This window comes from Pelomonas sp. BJYL3 (genome assembly GCF_027257975.1).
GTDB lineage: Bacteria > Pseudomonadota > Gammaproteobacteria > Burkholderiales > Burkholderiaceae_C > Roseateles_B > Roseateles_B flavus.
Window position 1 is genome coordinate 242,383 of the sequence record NZ_JANZKX010000005.1, and the last position, 15,932, is coordinate 258,314.

Annotated in this window: 13 protein-coding genes and 2 tRNA genes; 8 read left to right on the plus strand and 7 right to left on the minus strand. The window is 65.5% G+C overall.

Features of this window, described 5'->3' with window-relative positions; genetic code table 11:
- Positions 1-22 precede the first annotated feature (22 nt).
- The 5 genes from O9Y01_RS16670 to gyrA are packed head-to-tail and all read right to left on the minus strand — an operon-like array spanning position 23 to position 6,495.
- Positions 23-907, minus strand: a complete 885-nt coding sequence (locus tag O9Y01_RS16670) for a prephenate dehydrogenase (RefSeq protein ID WP_269632728.1) — start codon at positions 905-907, stop codon at positions 23-25.
- Positions 908-932: 25 nt separating this feature from the next.
- Positions 933-2,045: a prephenate dehydratase gene (gene pheA / locus O9Y01_RS16675; protein ID WP_269632729.1), complete on the minus strand. Its 1,113-nt coding sequence runs from the start codon at positions 2,043-2,045 to the stop codon at positions 933-935.
- A complete protein-coding gene (gene serC / locus O9Y01_RS16680) occupies positions 2,038-3,159 on the minus strand; it encodes a 3-phosphoserine/phosphohydroxythreonine transaminase (RefSeq protein WP_269632730.1) in 1,122 nt (373 codons plus the stop codon). The genes pheA and serC overlap by 8 nt, the downstream gene beginning before the upstream one ends.
- Before the next feature lie 40 nt (positions 3,160-3,199).
- Entirely contained in the window at positions 3,200-3,799 is a 600-nt protein-coding gene (locus O9Y01_RS16685; RefSeq protein ID WP_269632731.1) for a DUF2059 domain-containing protein, read from the minus strand.
- A 17-nt stretch (positions 3,800-3,816) separates the two neighbouring features.
- The gene (gene gyrA / locus O9Y01_RS16690) at positions 3,817-6,495 is read right to left on the minus strand and encodes a DNA gyrase subunit A (RefSeq protein WP_269632732.1); all 2,679 of its coding nucleotides are present in this window, start codon (positions 6,493-6,495) and stop codon (positions 3,817-3,819) included.
- 268 nt (positions 6,496-6,763) lie between these two features.
- On the opposite strand from gyrA, the gene ompA reads away from it, so the two are divergent.
- Complete coding sequence (gene ompA, locus O9Y01_RS16695; protein WP_269632733.1) at positions 6,764-7,417, plus strand: outer membrane protein OmpA; 654 nt, start codon at positions 6,764-6,766, stop codon at positions 7,415-7,417.
- Between the two features lie 205 nt (positions 7,418-7,622).
- Here ompA and efp read toward each other — a convergent pair whose 3' ends face one another.
- Positions 7,623-8,177: an elongation factor P gene (gene efp, locus O9Y01_RS16700; RefSeq protein WP_183104334.1), complete on the minus strand. Its 555-nt coding sequence runs from the start codon at positions 8,175-8,177 to the stop codon at positions 7,623-7,625.
- Between the two features lie 259 nt (positions 8,178-8,436).
- Positions 8,437-9,522, minus strand: coding sequence for an elongation factor P maturation arginine rhamnosyltransferase EarP (gene earP, locus O9Y01_RS16705; protein ID WP_269632734.1), 1,086 nt, complete (start codon positions 9,520-9,522; stop codon positions 8,437-8,439).
- Between the two features lie 33 nt (positions 9,523-9,555).
- Between earP and uvrC the strand changes: the two genes are divergently transcribed.
- The 7 genes from uvrC to O9Y01_RS16740 all read left to right on the plus strand — a co-directional run bounded on the left by uvrC (position 9,556) and on the right by O9Y01_RS16740 (position 15,813).
- Entirely contained in the window at positions 9,556-11,682 is a 2,127-nt protein-coding gene (gene uvrC / locus O9Y01_RS16710) for an excinuclease ABC subunit UvrC (RefSeq protein WP_269632735.1), read from the plus strand.
- A complete protein-coding gene (locus O9Y01_RS16715; protein ID WP_269632736.1) occupies positions 11,669-12,271 on the plus strand; it encodes a hypothetical protein in 603 nt (200 codons plus the stop codon). The genes uvrC and O9Y01_RS16715 overlap by 14 nt, the downstream gene beginning before the upstream one ends.
- 63 nt (positions 12,272-12,334) lie before the next feature.
- On the plus strand, positions 12,335-12,901 hold the full coding sequence (gene pgsA, locus O9Y01_RS16720) for a CDP-diacylglycerol--glycerol-3-phosphate 3-phosphatidyltransferase (RefSeq protein WP_183104332.1): 567 nt from the start codon (positions 12,335-12,337) through the stop codon (positions 12,899-12,901).
- Between the two features lie 308 nt (positions 12,902-13,209).
- Positions 13,210-13,482: an HU family DNA-binding protein gene (locus O9Y01_RS16725; RefSeq protein WP_269632737.1), complete on the plus strand. Its 273-nt coding sequence runs from the start codon at positions 13,210-13,212 to the stop codon at positions 13,480-13,482.
- A gap of 14 nt (positions 13,483-13,496) precedes the next feature.
- Positions 13,497-13,572: transfer RNA gene (locus tag O9Y01_RS16730), tRNA-Val, on the plus strand.
- Between the two features lie 170 nt (positions 13,573-13,742).
- Positions 13,743-15,659 (plus strand): SurA N-terminal domain-containing protein, encoded by a 1,917-nt coding sequence (locus O9Y01_RS16735; RefSeq protein WP_269632738.1) that lies wholly within the window; start codon positions 13,743-13,745, stop codon positions 15,657-15,659.
- 78 nt (positions 15,660-15,737) lie between these two features.
- Positions 15,738-15,813 (plus strand) — tRNA-His (locus O9Y01_RS16740).
- Positions 15,814-15,932: the final 119 nt, after the last annotated feature.

Genomic DNA, 15,932 nt, shown 5'->3' on the forward strand with positions numbered 1-15,932 from the left:
TCAGTGCTGGCCAGTCATCATCTCAACGCGGACGATTGCCGGACAACTGGCCCATCTGCCACTGCGAGCGTCCCTCCGAGGCCTGCTGCAGCAGGGCCTCCAGGGCCTGCGCGTTGTCTTGCTGGAGCAGTTGCTCGAAGCGGGCGAGCATGTCGCGGAAGCGCTGGGACTGGGCCAGCACCTCCTGCTTGTTGGCGAGGAGGATGTCTCGCCAGATGGCCGGGTCACTGGCCGCGATGCGGGTGAAGTCGCGGAATCCCGGTCCTGCCAGGCTGAGGAAGTCTCGCCCGGCGGATTGGTTGGCAATGGTGCTGAAGTAGGCGTAGGCCAGCAGATGCGGCAGGTGGCTGACGGCGGCAAAGGCGGCGTCATGGTTCTGCGGTGTCATCTTCAGGACCTGGCAGCCCAGAGCGGACCAGACGTCGGTCGCCTTCTGGATCAGCGCTGCGTCGGTCTGGGGCAGGGGCGTGAGGATGACCTGCCGGCCCTGGTAGAGCGTGGCGTCGGCCGCCTGCACGCCGGACTGCTCCTTGCCGGCGATGGGGTGGCAGGGCACGAAGGAACCGATCTGCTTGCCCAGCACGCGCTGGGCGGCGTCCACCACATCGCACTTGGTCGAGCCCACGTCCATCATCAGGACCTTGGGGTCGACCAGGTGCTTGACGGCGCGGAAGGTGGCCTCGGTGGCGGCCACGGGCACGGCCACCAGCACGATGTCGGAGCCCGCCACGGCCAGCAGGGCGGATTCGGCAGCGATGTCGATCACGCCCAGGCGCTTGGCCGTCTCGGTGGTGGAGGGCGATTTGCTGTAGCCGACGACCCGCTTGACCAGGCCGGCCTTCTTCAGGGCCAGCGCGAAGGAGCCGCCCATCAATCCACAGCCGATCACACCCAGTTGATTGAACATTGTGTTCTTGTGTCCTTTGCTTGGCTCAGCCCTTGCGGGGGTAGGCGCCGATGACCTTGTAGAACGCGCACAGGGCGCGCAGCTCTTCCAGGGCTGCGGCCACATTGGGCTCGCTGGGATGGCCGTCCAGGTCGATGTAGAAGTAGTACTCCCACTGGCCGGTGCGGGCCGGGCGGGACTCCAGGCGCGTCATGGACACGCCATGCTTCTTCAGCGGCACCAGCATGTCGTGCATGGCGCCGGGCTTGTTGGTCACGGAGACCACGAGGCTGGTGCAGTCGCGGCCGGTGGCCGGCGGCGTGGCCATGGTCTGCGGCAGCGTGATCACGGCGAAGCGCGTGCGGTTGTAGGCCTCGTCCTGGACGGCATGGGCCACGATGTGCAGACCGAAGAGCGTGGCGGCGCGTTCGCTGGCGATGGCGCAGAAGTCCGGGTTCTCGGCGGCCAGGCGCGCGCCCTCGGCGTTGCTGGAGACCGCACGGCGCTCGGCGTCCGGCAGATGCTTGCTGAGCCAGTTCTGGCACTGGGCCAGCGCTTGCGGATGAGCCAGCACGGCCTTGATGCCGTTCAGGCTGTTCTCCTTGCGCAGCAGGTTGTGGCGGATCAGCAGGCTGACCTCGCCGACCACATGCGTGGGCGTGTGCAGGAAGAGGTCCAGGGAGCGGGTCACCACGCCCTCGGTCATGTTCTCCACGCCCACCACGCCGTACTGCGCGCTGCCGCTGGCGGTGGCATGGAAGACGTCGTCGAAGCTGCTGCAGTAGATCAGGTCCGCGGCGCCGCCGAAGTACTCGATGGCGGCCTGCTCGCAGAAGGTGCCCATGGGGCCCAGGACGGCCACGCGCTGCGGCGATTCCAGGGCCAGGCAGGCCGACATGATCTCGCGCCAGATGGCGGCCACATGCTCGTTCTTCAGCGGGCCAGGGTTGGCGGCCTGGATCTTGTGGATGACCTGGGCCACGCGGTCCGGCCGGAAGAAGGGCGTGCCATCGCGCCGCTTGAGTTCACCGACCTGCTCGGCCACATGGGCACGCTCGTTCAGCAGGCGCAGCAGCTGCCCGTCCAGGGCATCGATCTGGTCACGCAGGGCCAGCAGGGCCGGGTTGGCAACAGGTGCAGGGGGCTTGTCCTCAGCCATGGCGGGTCTCAAAGTCCTTCAGGAAGTCCACGAGGGCATGCACGCCCTCCAGGCTCATCGCGTTGTAGATGGAAGCACGCATGCCGCCCACCGACTTGTGGCCTTTGAGTTGCAGCAGTTGCCTCTCCCGGGCTTCATCCAGGAAGGCTTGGTTGAGTTCAGGGGTGTCGTGGGTGCCACGCAGGTAGAAGGGCACGTTCATGCGGGAACGGCAGTCGGGCGCGACGCGGTTCTCGAACAGGGCGCTGTGGTCCAGCGCCTGGTAGAGCAGGGTGGCCTTGTCGATGTTGCGCTGCTCGATGGCGGCCAGGCCGGTCTTGCCGCCGTATTCGAAGCGCTTGAGCCACTGGAACACCAGGCCGGCGACATAGATGGAGAACGTCGGCGGCGTGTTGTACATGGACTGCGCCTCGGCGACCGTCTTGTAGTCGAAGGCCGAGGGGCAGATGGGCAGGGCGTGGCCCAGCAGGTCTTCCCGGATGATCACCAGGGTCAGGCCGGCAGGGCCGATGTTCTTCTGTGCGCCGCCAAAGGCCAGGCCCACGCGGGACCAGTCCACCGGGCGCGACAGCACATGGGAGGAGAAGTCGATGACCAGGGGCGCGTCGCAGCCCAGGGCCTTCAGGTCAGGCAGCTCGTGGAACTCGAGGCCGTCGATTGTCTCGTTGCTGCACAGGTGCACATAGGAGGCATCGCCGCGCAGCTGCCACTCGGCCGCGGCGGGGATGGCACGCTGGCCATTCGACCTGGCATCCGCTGCAATGCGGACGTCGGCATAACGGCCAGCCTCCTGGGCACTCTTGCGAGACCAGGAGCCGCTCACCACCACGTCCACCTTGCCGCCCCGCGACAGGTTCAGCGGCACGATGGCGTTCTCGGCCAGGCCGCCGCCCTGCATGAAAAGGATGCGGAACTGCGGCGGGACCGCCAGCAGCTCGCGCAGGTCCGCCTCGGCCTGCTCGCAGATGGAGACGAACTCCTTGCCGCGATGGCTCATCTCCATGACGCTCATGCCCGAGCCGTGCCAGTCCAGCATCTCCTGGGCGACTTGCTGCAGCACCTCCTCGGGGAGGGCGGCGGGTCCGGCGGAGAAATTGAACGGGCGTCGGTTCATGGCATGGAGGCGCTGGAGGGACGAACGAGCGGGATTGCGCTTACTTCTTGGGCGAGTTCTTGTTGCCGGCGGGGCTGCTGGCGGCGCCGGGCATCGGCACGCCCAGGTGCTTGGCCACGTTCTGCTGCAGCACCTTGAAGCGTGCGTCCAGGGTGGCACCGTTCTCGGCCAGTACCTTGTCGCCCAGAGCCTTCTGCATCTCGCCGCCCAGCTGGCCGAACTTCTTGCTGACCGGGGAATCCAGCCAGGCCAGGATCTGCTTCAGCTCGTCCTCGGTGAACTTCTCTTCCAGGATGGCGCCCACGGTGCTGGGTGCCAGCTTCTGGGCCTTGTCACGCAGGAAGGGGCCGTTCTCTTCGACGAACTTCTTGACGTCGGCCTCGATGGCCTTGGCGGCGGCCTCGCGCTTGTCGGCGGGCATCTGCTGCAGCATGCCGCCGGCGCCCTGCATCAGCTGGGCCACGGGGGCTTGCAGCATGTTGCGCGCCATGATCTCGACGCCCTGCTGCTGATGCTGCAGGACCTTGGCGACCAGTTCCTTCTTGGCAGGCGAACTCGCCGGGGCGGCGGGGCCCTGGGCCATCGCCAGGCTGGCGCAGGCCAGGGTGGTGGTGGCTGCGAGCAGCTTCAGTGCATTCATGCGGGGTGCCTTCACGTTCATTCCTTGTTGGAGTCCTGGTCATCGGCCGGGCCGGCACCGACGTCGTCACCGGCGTCGCCGCCGGCGTCATTGCTGAGCTCGCCGCTGGCCTCGTTGGCATCGTTCTCCACGATGCGCTGCAGGCCGGAGAGCTTGGAGCCATCGTCCAGCGCGATCAGGGTGACCCCCTGGGTGGCGCGGCCGAGCTCGCGGATCTCCGCGACGCGGGTGCGCACCAGCACGCCCTTGTCGGTGATCAGCATGATTTCATCCTCGGGGCGCACCAGCGTGGCGGCGACCACGCGGCCGTTGCGCTCGCTCTGCTGGATGGCGATCATCCCCTTGGTGCCGCGGCCGTGGCGGGTGTACTCGATGATGGAGGTGCGCTTGCCGTAGCCGTTTTCGGTGGCGGTCAGCACGCTCTGGCTTTCGTCCTCGGCCACCAGCATGGCGATGAGGCGCTGCTCGGGCTCCAGCATCATGCCGCGCACGCCGCGGGCCTGGCGGCCCATGGGGCGTACGTCATCCTCGTCAAAGCGCACGGCCTTGCCGCCGTCGCTGAAGAGCATGACGTCGTGCTTGCCGTCGGTCAGGGCCGCGCCGATGAGGAAGTCACCCTCGTCCAGGTCCACGGCGATGATGCCGGCCTTGCGCGGGTTGCTGAAGTCCTTCAGCGAGGTCTTCTTGACGGTGCCCAGGGCCGTGGCCATGAAGATGAAGTGATCCTCAGGGAAGCTGCGGAACTCGCCGGTCAGCGGCAGCACCACGGTGATCTTTTCGTCCTGCTGCAGCGGGAACATGTTCACGATGGGCTTGCCGCGCGAGTTGCGCGAGCCCTGCGGCACTTCCCACACCTTCAGCCAGTAGACGCGGCCGCGGTTGGAGAAGCACAGGATCCAGTCGTGGGTGTTGGCGATGAAGAGCTGGTCGATCCAGTCGTCGTCCTTGGTGGCGGCAGCCTGCTTGCCGCGACCGCCGCGACGCTGGGCGCGGTACTCGCTGAGGGCCTGGCTCTTGATGTAGCCGGTGTGGGAGAGGGTCACCACCATGTCGGTCGGGGTGATCAGGTCCTCGGTGCCCAGCTCCTGCGCATTGCGCTCGATCACGCTGCGGCGGGCGCCCAGCTTGGTCTGGCCGAATTCCTGACGCAGCTGGACCAGTTCCTCGCTGATGATGGTGGTCACGCGCGAGGGCGTAGCCAGGATGTGCAGCAGATCGGCGATCTGGGCCATCACGTCCTTGTATTCGCCGACGATCTTGTCCTGCTCCAGGCCGGTCAGGCGCTGCAGGCGCATCTGCAGGATTTCGCTGGCCTGGTCGTCCGAGAGGCGGTAGAGGCCGTCCGGCTGCATGCCGTACTGGGCGGGCAGCCCCTCGGGGCGGTAGGCGTTGCGGCCGCCCGTGGTCTCGTTTTCGGCGCGGGCGAGCATCTCGCGCACCAGCGAAGAGTCCCAGCTCTTGGCCATCAGCGCGGCCTTGGCGACCGGCGGGGTCGGCGAGGTCTTGATGGTCTCGATGAACTCGTCGATATTGGCCAGCGCCACGGCCAGGCCTTCCAGCACGTGGCCGCGCTCGCGGGCCTTGCGCAGCTCGTACACGGTGCGGCGGGTCACCACCTCGCGACGGTGCTCCAGGAAGACCGTGATCAGGTCCTTCAGGTTGCAGACCTTGGGCTGGCCGTCGATCAGGGCGACCATGTTGATGCCGAAGGTGTCCTGGAGCTGCGTCTGCTTGTACAGGTTGTTCAGCACGACCTCGGGCACTTCGCCGCGCTTGAGCTCGATCACCACGCGCATGCCGGACTTGTCGGACTCGTCCTGGATGTGGCTGATGCCCTCGATCTTCTTCTCGTGGACCAGCTCGGCAATGCGCTCCAGCAGCGTCTTCTTGTTGACCTGGTAGGGGATCTCGTCAACGATGATGGCCTGGCGGTTGCCGCGGTCGATGTCCTCGAAGTGGACCTTGGCGCGCATCACCACCTTGCCGCGGCCGGTGCGATAGCCCTCGCGCACGCCGTTGAGGCCGTAGATGATGCCGGCCGTGGGGAAGTCGGGCGCCGGGATGATCTCCATCAGCTCGTCGACCGAGCACTCCGGGTTCTTCAGCGCATGCAGGCAGGCGTCGACAACTTCATTGAGGTTGTGCGGCGGGATATTGGTGGCCATACCCACCGCAATACCGGCCGAGCCGTTGACCAGCAGATTCGGCAGCCGGGTCGGCAAAACCAGGGGTTCCTTCTCGGAACCGTCGTAGTTGGGGCCGTAATCGACAGTTTCCTTGTCGATATCCGCCAGCATTTCGTGGGCGATTTTGTCAAGGCGGATTTCGGTGTATCGCATCGCCGCGGCGTTGTCGCCGTCGATGGAACCGAAATTGCCCTGGCCGTCCACGAGCATATGGCGCAGCGAGAAATCCTGGGCCAGTCGGACGATGGTGTCGTAGACGGCACTGTCGCCGTGAGGGTGGTACTTACCGATCACGTCGCCGACGATACGGGCCGACTTCTTGTAAGGCCGGTTCCAGTCGTTGTTCAGTTCGTGCATCGCGAACAGCACCCGGCGATGCACGGGCTTCAAGCCGTCCCGGGCATCGGGGAGGGCTCGACCCACGATCACGCTCATCGCGTAGTCGAGGTAGGAGCGCCGCATTTCCTCTTCGAGGCTGATGGGCAGGGTTTCCTTGGCGAACTGAGTCATGCGCGTTGCGGCGCCTGGTGCGAACCGGCGCCGAATCTGGTACGGACGGGAAGGGCTGATTCTATGCTGGCCGGCATGTCGCTCTCGCACAACATGGATCCATGGCTTTCGACAGGTAGGCAGCAGAATGCTGAACGCCCTGGGCGCTATGGCACAATTGCTGAGTCCCTAGTGGAAACCCTTGGCTTTGGCTGGGTGGAATCTGCTTGGCATTTCAAAGATCCGGACATTTCGCAGGGCAACTGCGTCTTTCCTTGAGAGGATAAACATGAAGAAATTGAACCGTGTGGCGTCGCTCTTCGCAGTGGCTGCTGTCCTGTCGTCTGGCGCCTTCGCTCAGACCGTTGACAACTGGCGCTCGACCGACGGCACCGTGTGGAAGAACGGCAGCAACGAATACTGCTGGCGCAACAACTTCTGGACGCCTGCCACCGCCGCCAAGGACTGCGACGGCGCCCTGAAGCCGGAAGTCAAGAAGGTTGAAGAAGCCAAGCCCGTGGCCCCGACGCCTGCTGTCGAGCCGGCCAAGCCCGTGGCCCCGGTGGCTCCCCCGGTGGTGCAAAGCGAGAAGGTCACCTTCGCCGCTGACGCCTTCTTCGATTTCGACAAGGCTGTGCTGAAGCCCGAAGGCAAGGCCAAGCTGGATGACCTGGTCTCCAAGACCTCGGGCATCAACCTGGAAGTGATCGTTGCCGTCGGCCACACCGACAGCGTCGGTTCCGACGAGTACAACCAGAAGCTGTCGGTGCGTCGCGCCGAAGCCGTGAAGGCCTATCTGGTCTCCAAGGGCATCGAGAAGAACCGCGTCTACACCGAAGGCAAGGGCGAGAAGCAGCCCGTGGCCGACAACAAGACCACCGAAGGTCGCGCCAAGAACCGTCGCGTGGAAATCGAAGTGGTCGGTACCCGCGCCAAGAAGTAATCAGGCCTTCAGCCTCGGCTGATTTGTCTGACGAAGAAGTCCCCGCCTCGGCGGGGATTTTTTTTGCCCATCGCCGGGGCGCTAGGCGCTAGGCGCTGGGCAGCCTGCCGGAGGCGGGCTGTCTGATTCCATGCTCCCGCCGGGCGAAGGGCGGAAACGAAAAAGGCGCCCGAAGGCGCCTTTGACATGCGGGACGATCCGGCGCTTAGACGCGCTTGCGGTATTCGTTGGTGCGGGTGTCGATTTCGATCTTGTCGCCGTTTTCCACGAACAGGGGCACGGGGATCTCGAAACCGGTGCCCTTCACGCGGGCGGGCTTCATGACCTTGCCGGAGGTGTCGCCCTTGACGGCGGGCTCGGTCTCGATCTCGCGCACGACGGTGGTGGGCAGTTCGACGGAGATGGCCTTGCCGTCATAGAACACCACTTCGACGCCCATGTTGTCGTCGAGGTAGTTCAGAGCGTCGCCCATGTTCTCGGCTTCGACTTCGAACTGGTTGTATTCGGTGTCCATGAACACGTACATCGGGTCAGCGAAGTAGGTGTAGGTGCATTCCTTCTTGTCCAGGATGATCTGGTCCATCTTGTCGTCGGCCTTGAAGACGACTTCAGCACCTGCGCCGTTCAGCAGGTTCTTCATCTTCATGCGCACGGTGGCGGCGCCGCGGCCACCACGGCTGTATTCGGTCTTCAGAACGACCATCGGGTCCTTGCCCTGCATGATCACGTTGCCGGCGCGGATTTCCTGAGCGAGTTTCATGGTGTTTACTTGCTGATGTCTTGATGGGATGCGCTGTTTCGAGCGCTGTCTTGAGCAATCTTCTGAGCGATCCTGTTGTGATCGCCAGCGTGTGACCGCCAACGCTGGGCGATGCTGAAACCGTGCCCACGAAAAGGCTCGACCCTTGCATCGCAGCTCGCGCACCCGGGACTCCAGACAAGAAGCTAAAGGCAGGGTCAACGCGGCAAAGCTGCCTATTCTAGCCCGAAGTGGCCCGCCGGGGCCGTAGCGCGCCGGCTCAGCGCTGCAGGAATCCCTGCAATTGCGTCACAAGGTCGACCTGCGTCAACAGTCCGGAGCGCCAGGCGAGAAAGGCGTCCGTCGCGGCGGCGAGCGACGGGAGCTGCAGTGGGGCGCTGGCCTCAGGGCCTGAGTCCAGGCCGTTCCAGGCGCGCCACAAGGCCTGCCAGGCCAGGCGCTGGTCGGGCGCCATGCCTGCGAATGCCCGATCCATGAAGGCCTGCAACTTGGCCTCGTGGGCGCCGTCGTCCTGGGGGTAGATGTGCCACACGAAGGGGCGGCCAGCCCACTGCGCGCGCACGAAGGAATCCTCGCCGCGGACCAGGTTGAGGTCGCAGGCCCACAGCAGGCGGTCGAAATCGTCCTGGGACAGGAAGGGGAGATGCTGCACACGCAGGCGCTCAGGCAGGGCCCGTGCGGCCTGCAGCTCATGGAGCATTCGACTGCCGGGGCCGGGGCAGGCCAGGATCAGGGTGGGCGTCCCGACCAGGCCTTGCAGCAGTCGAGGCAGGGCGGGGTTGTCGTAGCAGAAGAGGGTGACCAGACGTTCGCCTGGCTCGCGCACGATGCCCTGCTGGCGCAGCCAGGCCTCGTGATCGGCGGCTTCCCGTGCTTCCATCAAGCCGGGTTCACGCAGCAGGCCGCCGGTGCGTGCCGTGAATCCGGGATAGAAGAAGAACTTCTCCAGTCCCGCGGCCGGGCCTTGCCACTGCGGCGAGCGCAAGCCGTGGCTGCGCTCCACATAGTCTTCGGCGCTGAGGTATTCCAGGTTGAGCCAGAGAGGCGTCGGACGGGCGGCTGCCATGCGCGCCTTCACGCCGTCGGGCAGTTCGCATCCGAAGGCCTCGATCACGACGCCTCCCGTCTGCGCCTCGAAGCGGAGCTCGGCTTCGGACCATGCCATCAGCTGGACGAACTCGAGGTCCGAGGGGGCGGCCATCCACTGCAGGGGGCGGGCATCGTCGATCCACAAGCGGACCTGATGGCCGCGGCGGCTCAGCTCACGGCACAGGCGCCAGCAGACGCCCGCATCGCCGTAGTTGTCGATGACGCGGCAGAACACGTCCCATGCTCTTGAATCCATCGACGCATTATCGGCGGCGGCACAATCGCGCCCATGAGCAAGAAGAAGCCGGATCCCGCGTTGAGCCCAGCACTGCCGGAAGGCGTCTCCAATCCCTCGGAGGCGGACGCGGCTGCGCAGGGCGAGGCGCCGGCCGGGGCATCGTCGACGCTGGGGGAGGCGCAGATCTCGGCCTGGGCCGAGGAGCGCGAGGCTGTCGAGCGTGCCGAGGCGCAGCGCGTCGCCGAGGTCGAGGCGGCCGCGCTGGCGGTGCGCGAGCGGGTGCTGGCCGAAGTGGCGGCGCTGCCGGGGCTGCCGGGCGTCTATCGCTACTTCGATGCGCAGGACCAGGTGCTGTACGTCGGCAAGGCCAAGAACCTGAAGAAGCGGGTCTCCAGCTATTTCCAGAAGAACCATGGGGGCACCCGCATCGGGCTGATGGTGGCCCGCATCGCGAGGCTGGAGACCACGGTGGTGCGCACCGAGGCCGAAGCCCTGCTGCTGGAAAACAATCTGATCAAGGCGCTGAATCCGCGCTTCAACATCCTCTTCCGGGATGACAAGAGCTATCCGTATCTGCGCCTCAGTGCCCATGCCTATCCGCGGGTGAGCTACTACCGGGGCGGTGTGGATCGCCGGCATCGTTACTTCGGGCCGTATCCAAGTGCATGGGCCGTCAAGGAATCGATACAGCTGATTCAAAAGGTATTCCGACTGCGCACCTGTGAGGACACCGTCTTCAACAACCGCAGTCGGCCCTGTCTGCTATTCCAGATTCGCCGCTGCTCCGGGCCCTGCGTGCCGGAGAACCAGGGGGAGGCCTACGCCCGCGATGTCCGCAATGCCGAGCGCTTCCTGCTGGGTGAGACGGATGAGGTGCTCCAGGGCCTGCAGGCGCAGATGATGGCGTACGCCGAAGCCATGCAGTACGAGCAGGCCGCCGAGGTCCGCAACCAGATCACGGCGCTGTCCAGGGTGCTGCAGCAGCAGGCCGTGGACGAAAGCAGTGCCACCGGCCGCGACCGCGATGTGGACGTGCTCGCGGTCAAGGTCCAGGGCGGGCGGGCGTGCGTCAACATGGCCATGGTGCGCGGTGGTCGCCACCTGGGAGATCGCGCCTTCTTTCCCAAGCATGTGGAGGAGGGGACCCAGTGGTTCGTCGAGGATGAGACCGACGCGGCCGAGGGCTCCGGTGAAAGCGCCGGGCCGAGTCGACCCAGCCCCGAGCGGCAGGTTCTGGAGGCTTTCATGGCCCAGCATTACCTGGAAGCCGCGGTCCCCTCGCTGATCGTCGTCAGCGAGATGGTGGACGAGGGTCTGGCCGCCGCGCTCAGCGCGCAGCAGGGTGCCAAGGTCACTGTGCAGGCGCAGCCCCGCGGCCAGCGTCGCATCTGGCAGGAGATGTGCATCAAGGGCGCCGAGCTGGCCCTGGCGCGCCTGCTCTCGGAGGAAGGCTCGCAGCAGGCCCGCACCCGAGCGCTGGTCGAGGCCCTGGATCTCAACGTGAGCGATCTGGAGTCCTTCCGCGTCGAGTGCTTCGACATCAGCCATACCGCTGGCGAAGCCACGCAGGCCTCCTGCGTCGTCTTCCAGGGCCACCAGATGGTCAGCAGCGAGTACCGCCGCTACAACATCGAGGGCATCACTGGCGGTGATGACTACGCCGCGATGCGCCAGGTGCTCACACGCCGTTACGCCAAACTTGCCGAGGCTGTTCAACTGGGGACGGGCCGCATGCCGGACCTTGTGCTGGTCGATGGCGGCAAGGGGCAGATCTCCATGGCGCGCGAAGTGTTCGAGGAGCTGGGGCTGGACCTCGGCCTGCTGGCCGGCGTCGAGAAGGGCGAGGGCCGCAAGGTCGGCCTGGAGGAGCTGGTGTTTGCCGATGGCCGCGAGAAGGTCTACCTGGGGCGCGATTCGGCAGCCCTGATGCTGGTGGCCCAGATCCGGGACGAGGCGCACCGCTTTGCCATCACCGGCATGCGGGCCAAGCGGGCGGCGGTGCGCACGGGTGGTTCGCGTCTGGAGGACGTCCCGGGCGTGGGTCCGAAGAAGCGCGCCCAGTTGCTTCAACGCTTCGGCGGTGTGCGCGGCGTGGCCGCTGCCAGCGTCGAGGACATCGCCAGCGTCAAGGGCATTTCGCGTGAACTGGCCGAGGAGATCTATCGTGTTCTGCACTGACAAGCCGTCGCTCGCCCCCACCGGGGCGGTCGCTCCACTGCGGCACTACCGTTGCGTGGCCGGCTCGGGCCTGGCCCTGCTCGTGATGCTGGCCGGCTGTAGCAATTCGCCCACCTCAGCCCCCGCTTCGCCGCCCGCTGCCACGAACGCGCCGGGCCCCTCGGGCTCCGCGGCGTCCGGCAAGGGCGGCGGGGCGCCGAGCTCCTCCGTGCCGGCCAAGAGCGGGGCAGGGGGACAGGTCTTGCTGGGGCCGCCCAGGACGCCACGCTCCCATGCCGAGCTGCGGCGTCAGGCGGCACAGCGCCTGGTCGCGGCCAATCCCGAACGCAGCTACATGGGCACGGTGCCGGAGGTGCTGCTGGCCATCCCCGTGCTCGAGGTGGAGCTGAATGTCGATGGCCATGTGCGGCACATCAAGGTCCTGCGCAAGCCGGGCCAGGCGCTGGATACCGTGCAGCTGGCCATGGATGCCGTTCACCGTGCGGCGCCCTTCGGCAATGTCTCGGCCCTGCCCAAGCCCTGGGTCTTCAGCGAGACCTTCCTCTTCAATGACCAGCGCAAATTCAAGCCGCGCACGCTGGATGAATGAACGCAGCGTCGCTGCAACAACGTACAGGCCAGAAGGCTGTTCGCGCTCGGGCACAATGCGCCCATGTTTCTGACCCTGCCAACCTTGCTGACCTGGGCGCGCATCGTCGCGATCCCGCTGATCGTCGGCGTGTTCTACCTGGACATCGAGCCGGGGCACCAGAACCTCTTTGCTACCTCGCTGTTCGTGCTGGTCGCCCTGACCGACTGGCTGGACGGCTACCTGGCCCGCAAGCTGAACCAGACCTCCTCCTTCGGTGCCTTCCTGGATCCGGTGGCTGACAAATTCCTGGTCTGCGCCGCCTTGCTGATCCTGCTGGAGCTGGGTCGGGTCAATGCCCTCGTGGCCCTGGTGATCATCGGCCGGGAGATCGCCATCTCCGCGCTGCGTGAATGGATGGCCCAGATCGGCGCCTCGCGCAGTGTCGCGGTCCACATGGTGGGCAAGCTCAAGACCACGGTGCAGATGGTCGCCATCCCCTTCCTGCTCTACGACGGCCGGCTCTTCGGCCTCATTCCCACGCGGGTCTGGGGGACCTGGCTGATTCTGGCCGCCGTGGTGCTGACCATCTGGTCCATGGTCTATTACCTGCAGAAGGCCGTGCCGGAGATCCGCGCCAAGGCCCGTTGAGTGCACAGCCGCCGTGCGTGGCGCCGGCGTGTCCCCCATGCGGGGTGCAGAGGCCTCCGGGCCCATGACCGCCGAGCCCGGAAGGGCCTGACATCCGGGCTTGTACCCGTCCGGCCTGACCCTTGATTCGGTCTAGAATCCGCTTCCCCAACGGACGCTTGCTGCCAGTGCGGCGCGGGCTCCTGGCGGGCGGTGTGCAACCGGCAGGGCATCCAGCAGGAGATCCATCAGGACGGCCTGCAGGGCTTCCAACAGGGCATCCATTGCGAGCGCCTGCGCGTCCAGGCATGTTGTTGAGGGGTAGGTTTGTGAACAAGTCAGAATTGATCGAACACATCGCCAAGCAGGCCGACATCTCCAAGGCTGCTGCGTCCCGCGCACTGGAGGCCGTGATCGGCGGCGTGAAGACCACGCTCAAGAAAAACGGCACGGTTTCTCTGGTAGGCTTCGGCACCTTCAGCGTGACCAAGCGCGCTGCGCGCAGTGGACGCAACCCGCGCACCGGCGACACGATCAAGATCAAGTCTGCCAAGGTGCCCAAGTTCCGTCCCGGCAAGGCGCTCAAGGACGCGGTGAACTGAATTCCTTTCTTTGCGGGTGCTTAGCTCAGTTGGTAGAGCGCTTCCCTTACACGGAAGATGTCAGCGGTTCGAGCCCGTTAGCACCCACCAGTCCCAGCACCCCCGGCCGGCCCTGTGCGGCGCGTGCCGGAGGTGAGGGATAGAATCCCACGCAGCAAAGGCGAACTCCGGTTCGCCTTTGTCGCACTTGATGCGGCCTTTGCCAGGCCCTGTGATCCGCCAGTACGGGGTGTCCGTCTTCGGCCCTTCCGAGGTTTTGAATGTTTGATTTCGTTCGCAAGCACAACCGTCTGTTCCAGCTGATCCTGCTGGTCCTGATCCTGCCGTCTTTCGTGGCCCTTGGGGTCAATGGCTACAGCAACTTCATGGATGGCAGCAATGCCGCGGTGGCTCAGGTTGATGGCCAGAAGATCACCCGCGCAGAGTGGGATGCAGCGCATCGCCAGCAGTCCGAACGCCTGCGCCAGCAGATGCCCAATCTGGATCCCAAGCTGCTGGACTCGCCCGAAGTGCGCCAGCGTTCGCTGGACAACCTCGTCCGTGAGCGTGTGCTGCAGTCCGCCGTGCGTCTGCAGCACTGGCAGGTGTCAGACGAACAGCTCAAGCATGTCTTCCAGACTGACCCTCAGTTCGCGGCGCTGCGCCAGCCTGATGGCTCGCTGAATGCTTCGCTGCTGGCCTCGCAAGGCATGAATGGCCCGATGTTTGAACGCCGCCTGCGCGACAGCCTCGCTCAGGATCAGGTGCTGCGTGGCGTGGCGAACTCCGCCGTCGGCAGCGGCACGCTGTCGGCCCAGGCCTTCGATGCTTTCTTCCAGCGCCGCGAGGTGCGCCTGCTGACGCTGAGCCCGGCCGAGTTTGCGGCTCAGGTCAAGCCTGCCGATGCCGAGATCGAGGCCTACTTCAAGGACCCGGCCAACGCCAGCAAGTTCCAGCTGCCCGAGGTGGCCCAGATCGAGTACGTGGTTCTCGACGCCGAAGCCCTGAAGGCCGGCGTGACCGTGGCCGAGAAGGACCTCAAGGACTACTACGAGCAGAACCTCAACCGCTACACCGTGGCCGAAGAGCGCCGCGCCAGCCACATCCTGATCAAGGCCGACAAGGCTGCGCCCGAGGCCGAGAAGGCCAAGGCGCGTGCCCGCGCCGAGGAATTGCTGGCGCAGGTGCAGAAGGCTCCTGCCAGCTTTGCTGACGTCGCCCGCAAGAACTCGCAGGACGAAGGCTCTGCTGTCCGTGGCGGAGACCTGGACTTCTTCCCTCGGAAGAATGGCATGGTCGAGCCTTTCGCTGCCGCGGCCTACGCTCTCAAGGTCGGTGAGATCAGCAAGGTCGTCGAGACCGAGTTCGGCTTCCACATCATCCAGCTGACGGCCGTGCGCGGTGGCGACACCAAGTCCTTCGACAGCGTCCGCGCGGAGATCGAGAACGAGGTCCGCAAGCAGCTGGCCCAGAAGCGCTATGCCGAGCTGGCTGAAACCTTCAGCAACACGGTCTACGAGCAGTCAGACAGCCTGAAGCCGATCGCCGAGAAGCTCGGCCTGAGCATCCGCAGTGCCCTGGTCCAGCGCAAGCCCGCCGCGGATGCGCAGGGCCCTCTGGCCTCGGCCAAGCTGCTGGATCTCGTGTTCAGCAAGGACTCGCTGCAGAACAAGCGCAATACCGAGGCCGTCGAGTTCGGCCCCAGCCAGCTCGTTGCCGCCCATGTGACCGACTACAAGCCCGCCCGCATGCCGGCCTTCGATGATGTGAAGGCCCAGGTGACTCAGCTGCTGGTGGCCCGCCAGGCGGCCGCAATGGCGGTGAAGGCCGGCGCTGAGAAGCTCGCCGCTCTGAAGGCCTCGGGCGACGTGGGCTCGCTGCAGGCAGCCCAGACCGTGTCCCGCATTCAGCCAGGCAAGCTGCCTCCTCAGGTGCTCAAGGCCATCCTGCAGGCTGACGCCAGCAAGCTGCCCAGTTTCGTGGGTCTCGAGGCCGGTGACGGCAGCTATGTGATTGCCGCCGTGACGCAGGTGCTGCCGCGCGAGGGGCAGGCTGCTGATCCCGTGCGAGCGGCCCAGCAGTACGCCAAGGCTTGGAGCACCGCTGAAACAGAGGCCTACTTCAAGGCTCTGAAGACGCAGCTCAAGACCACGATCAAGGCGCCCGCCGCGGCGGCCTCTGCCGTCGCGTCCAACTGAATTTGGGTGCCTTGAAAAAGTTTTCGGAAAAGTCTTCCCAAGCGAATGAAATACTGCTTATAATCTAAGGCTTCACCGGTGGCTGTAGCTCAGTTGGTAGAGTCCCAGATTGTGATTCTGGTTGTCGTGGGTTCGAGTCCCATCAGCCACCCCACCGGATAAAAGCGAACGGCGACAAGAATTCAGGTTCTTGTCGCCGTTTTGTTTTGGTGCGTCGGATTTTTCTGCTTGGTCCGTACTGGCCAATTGGTGGTCGCTGGTTGGCCCGGCTGT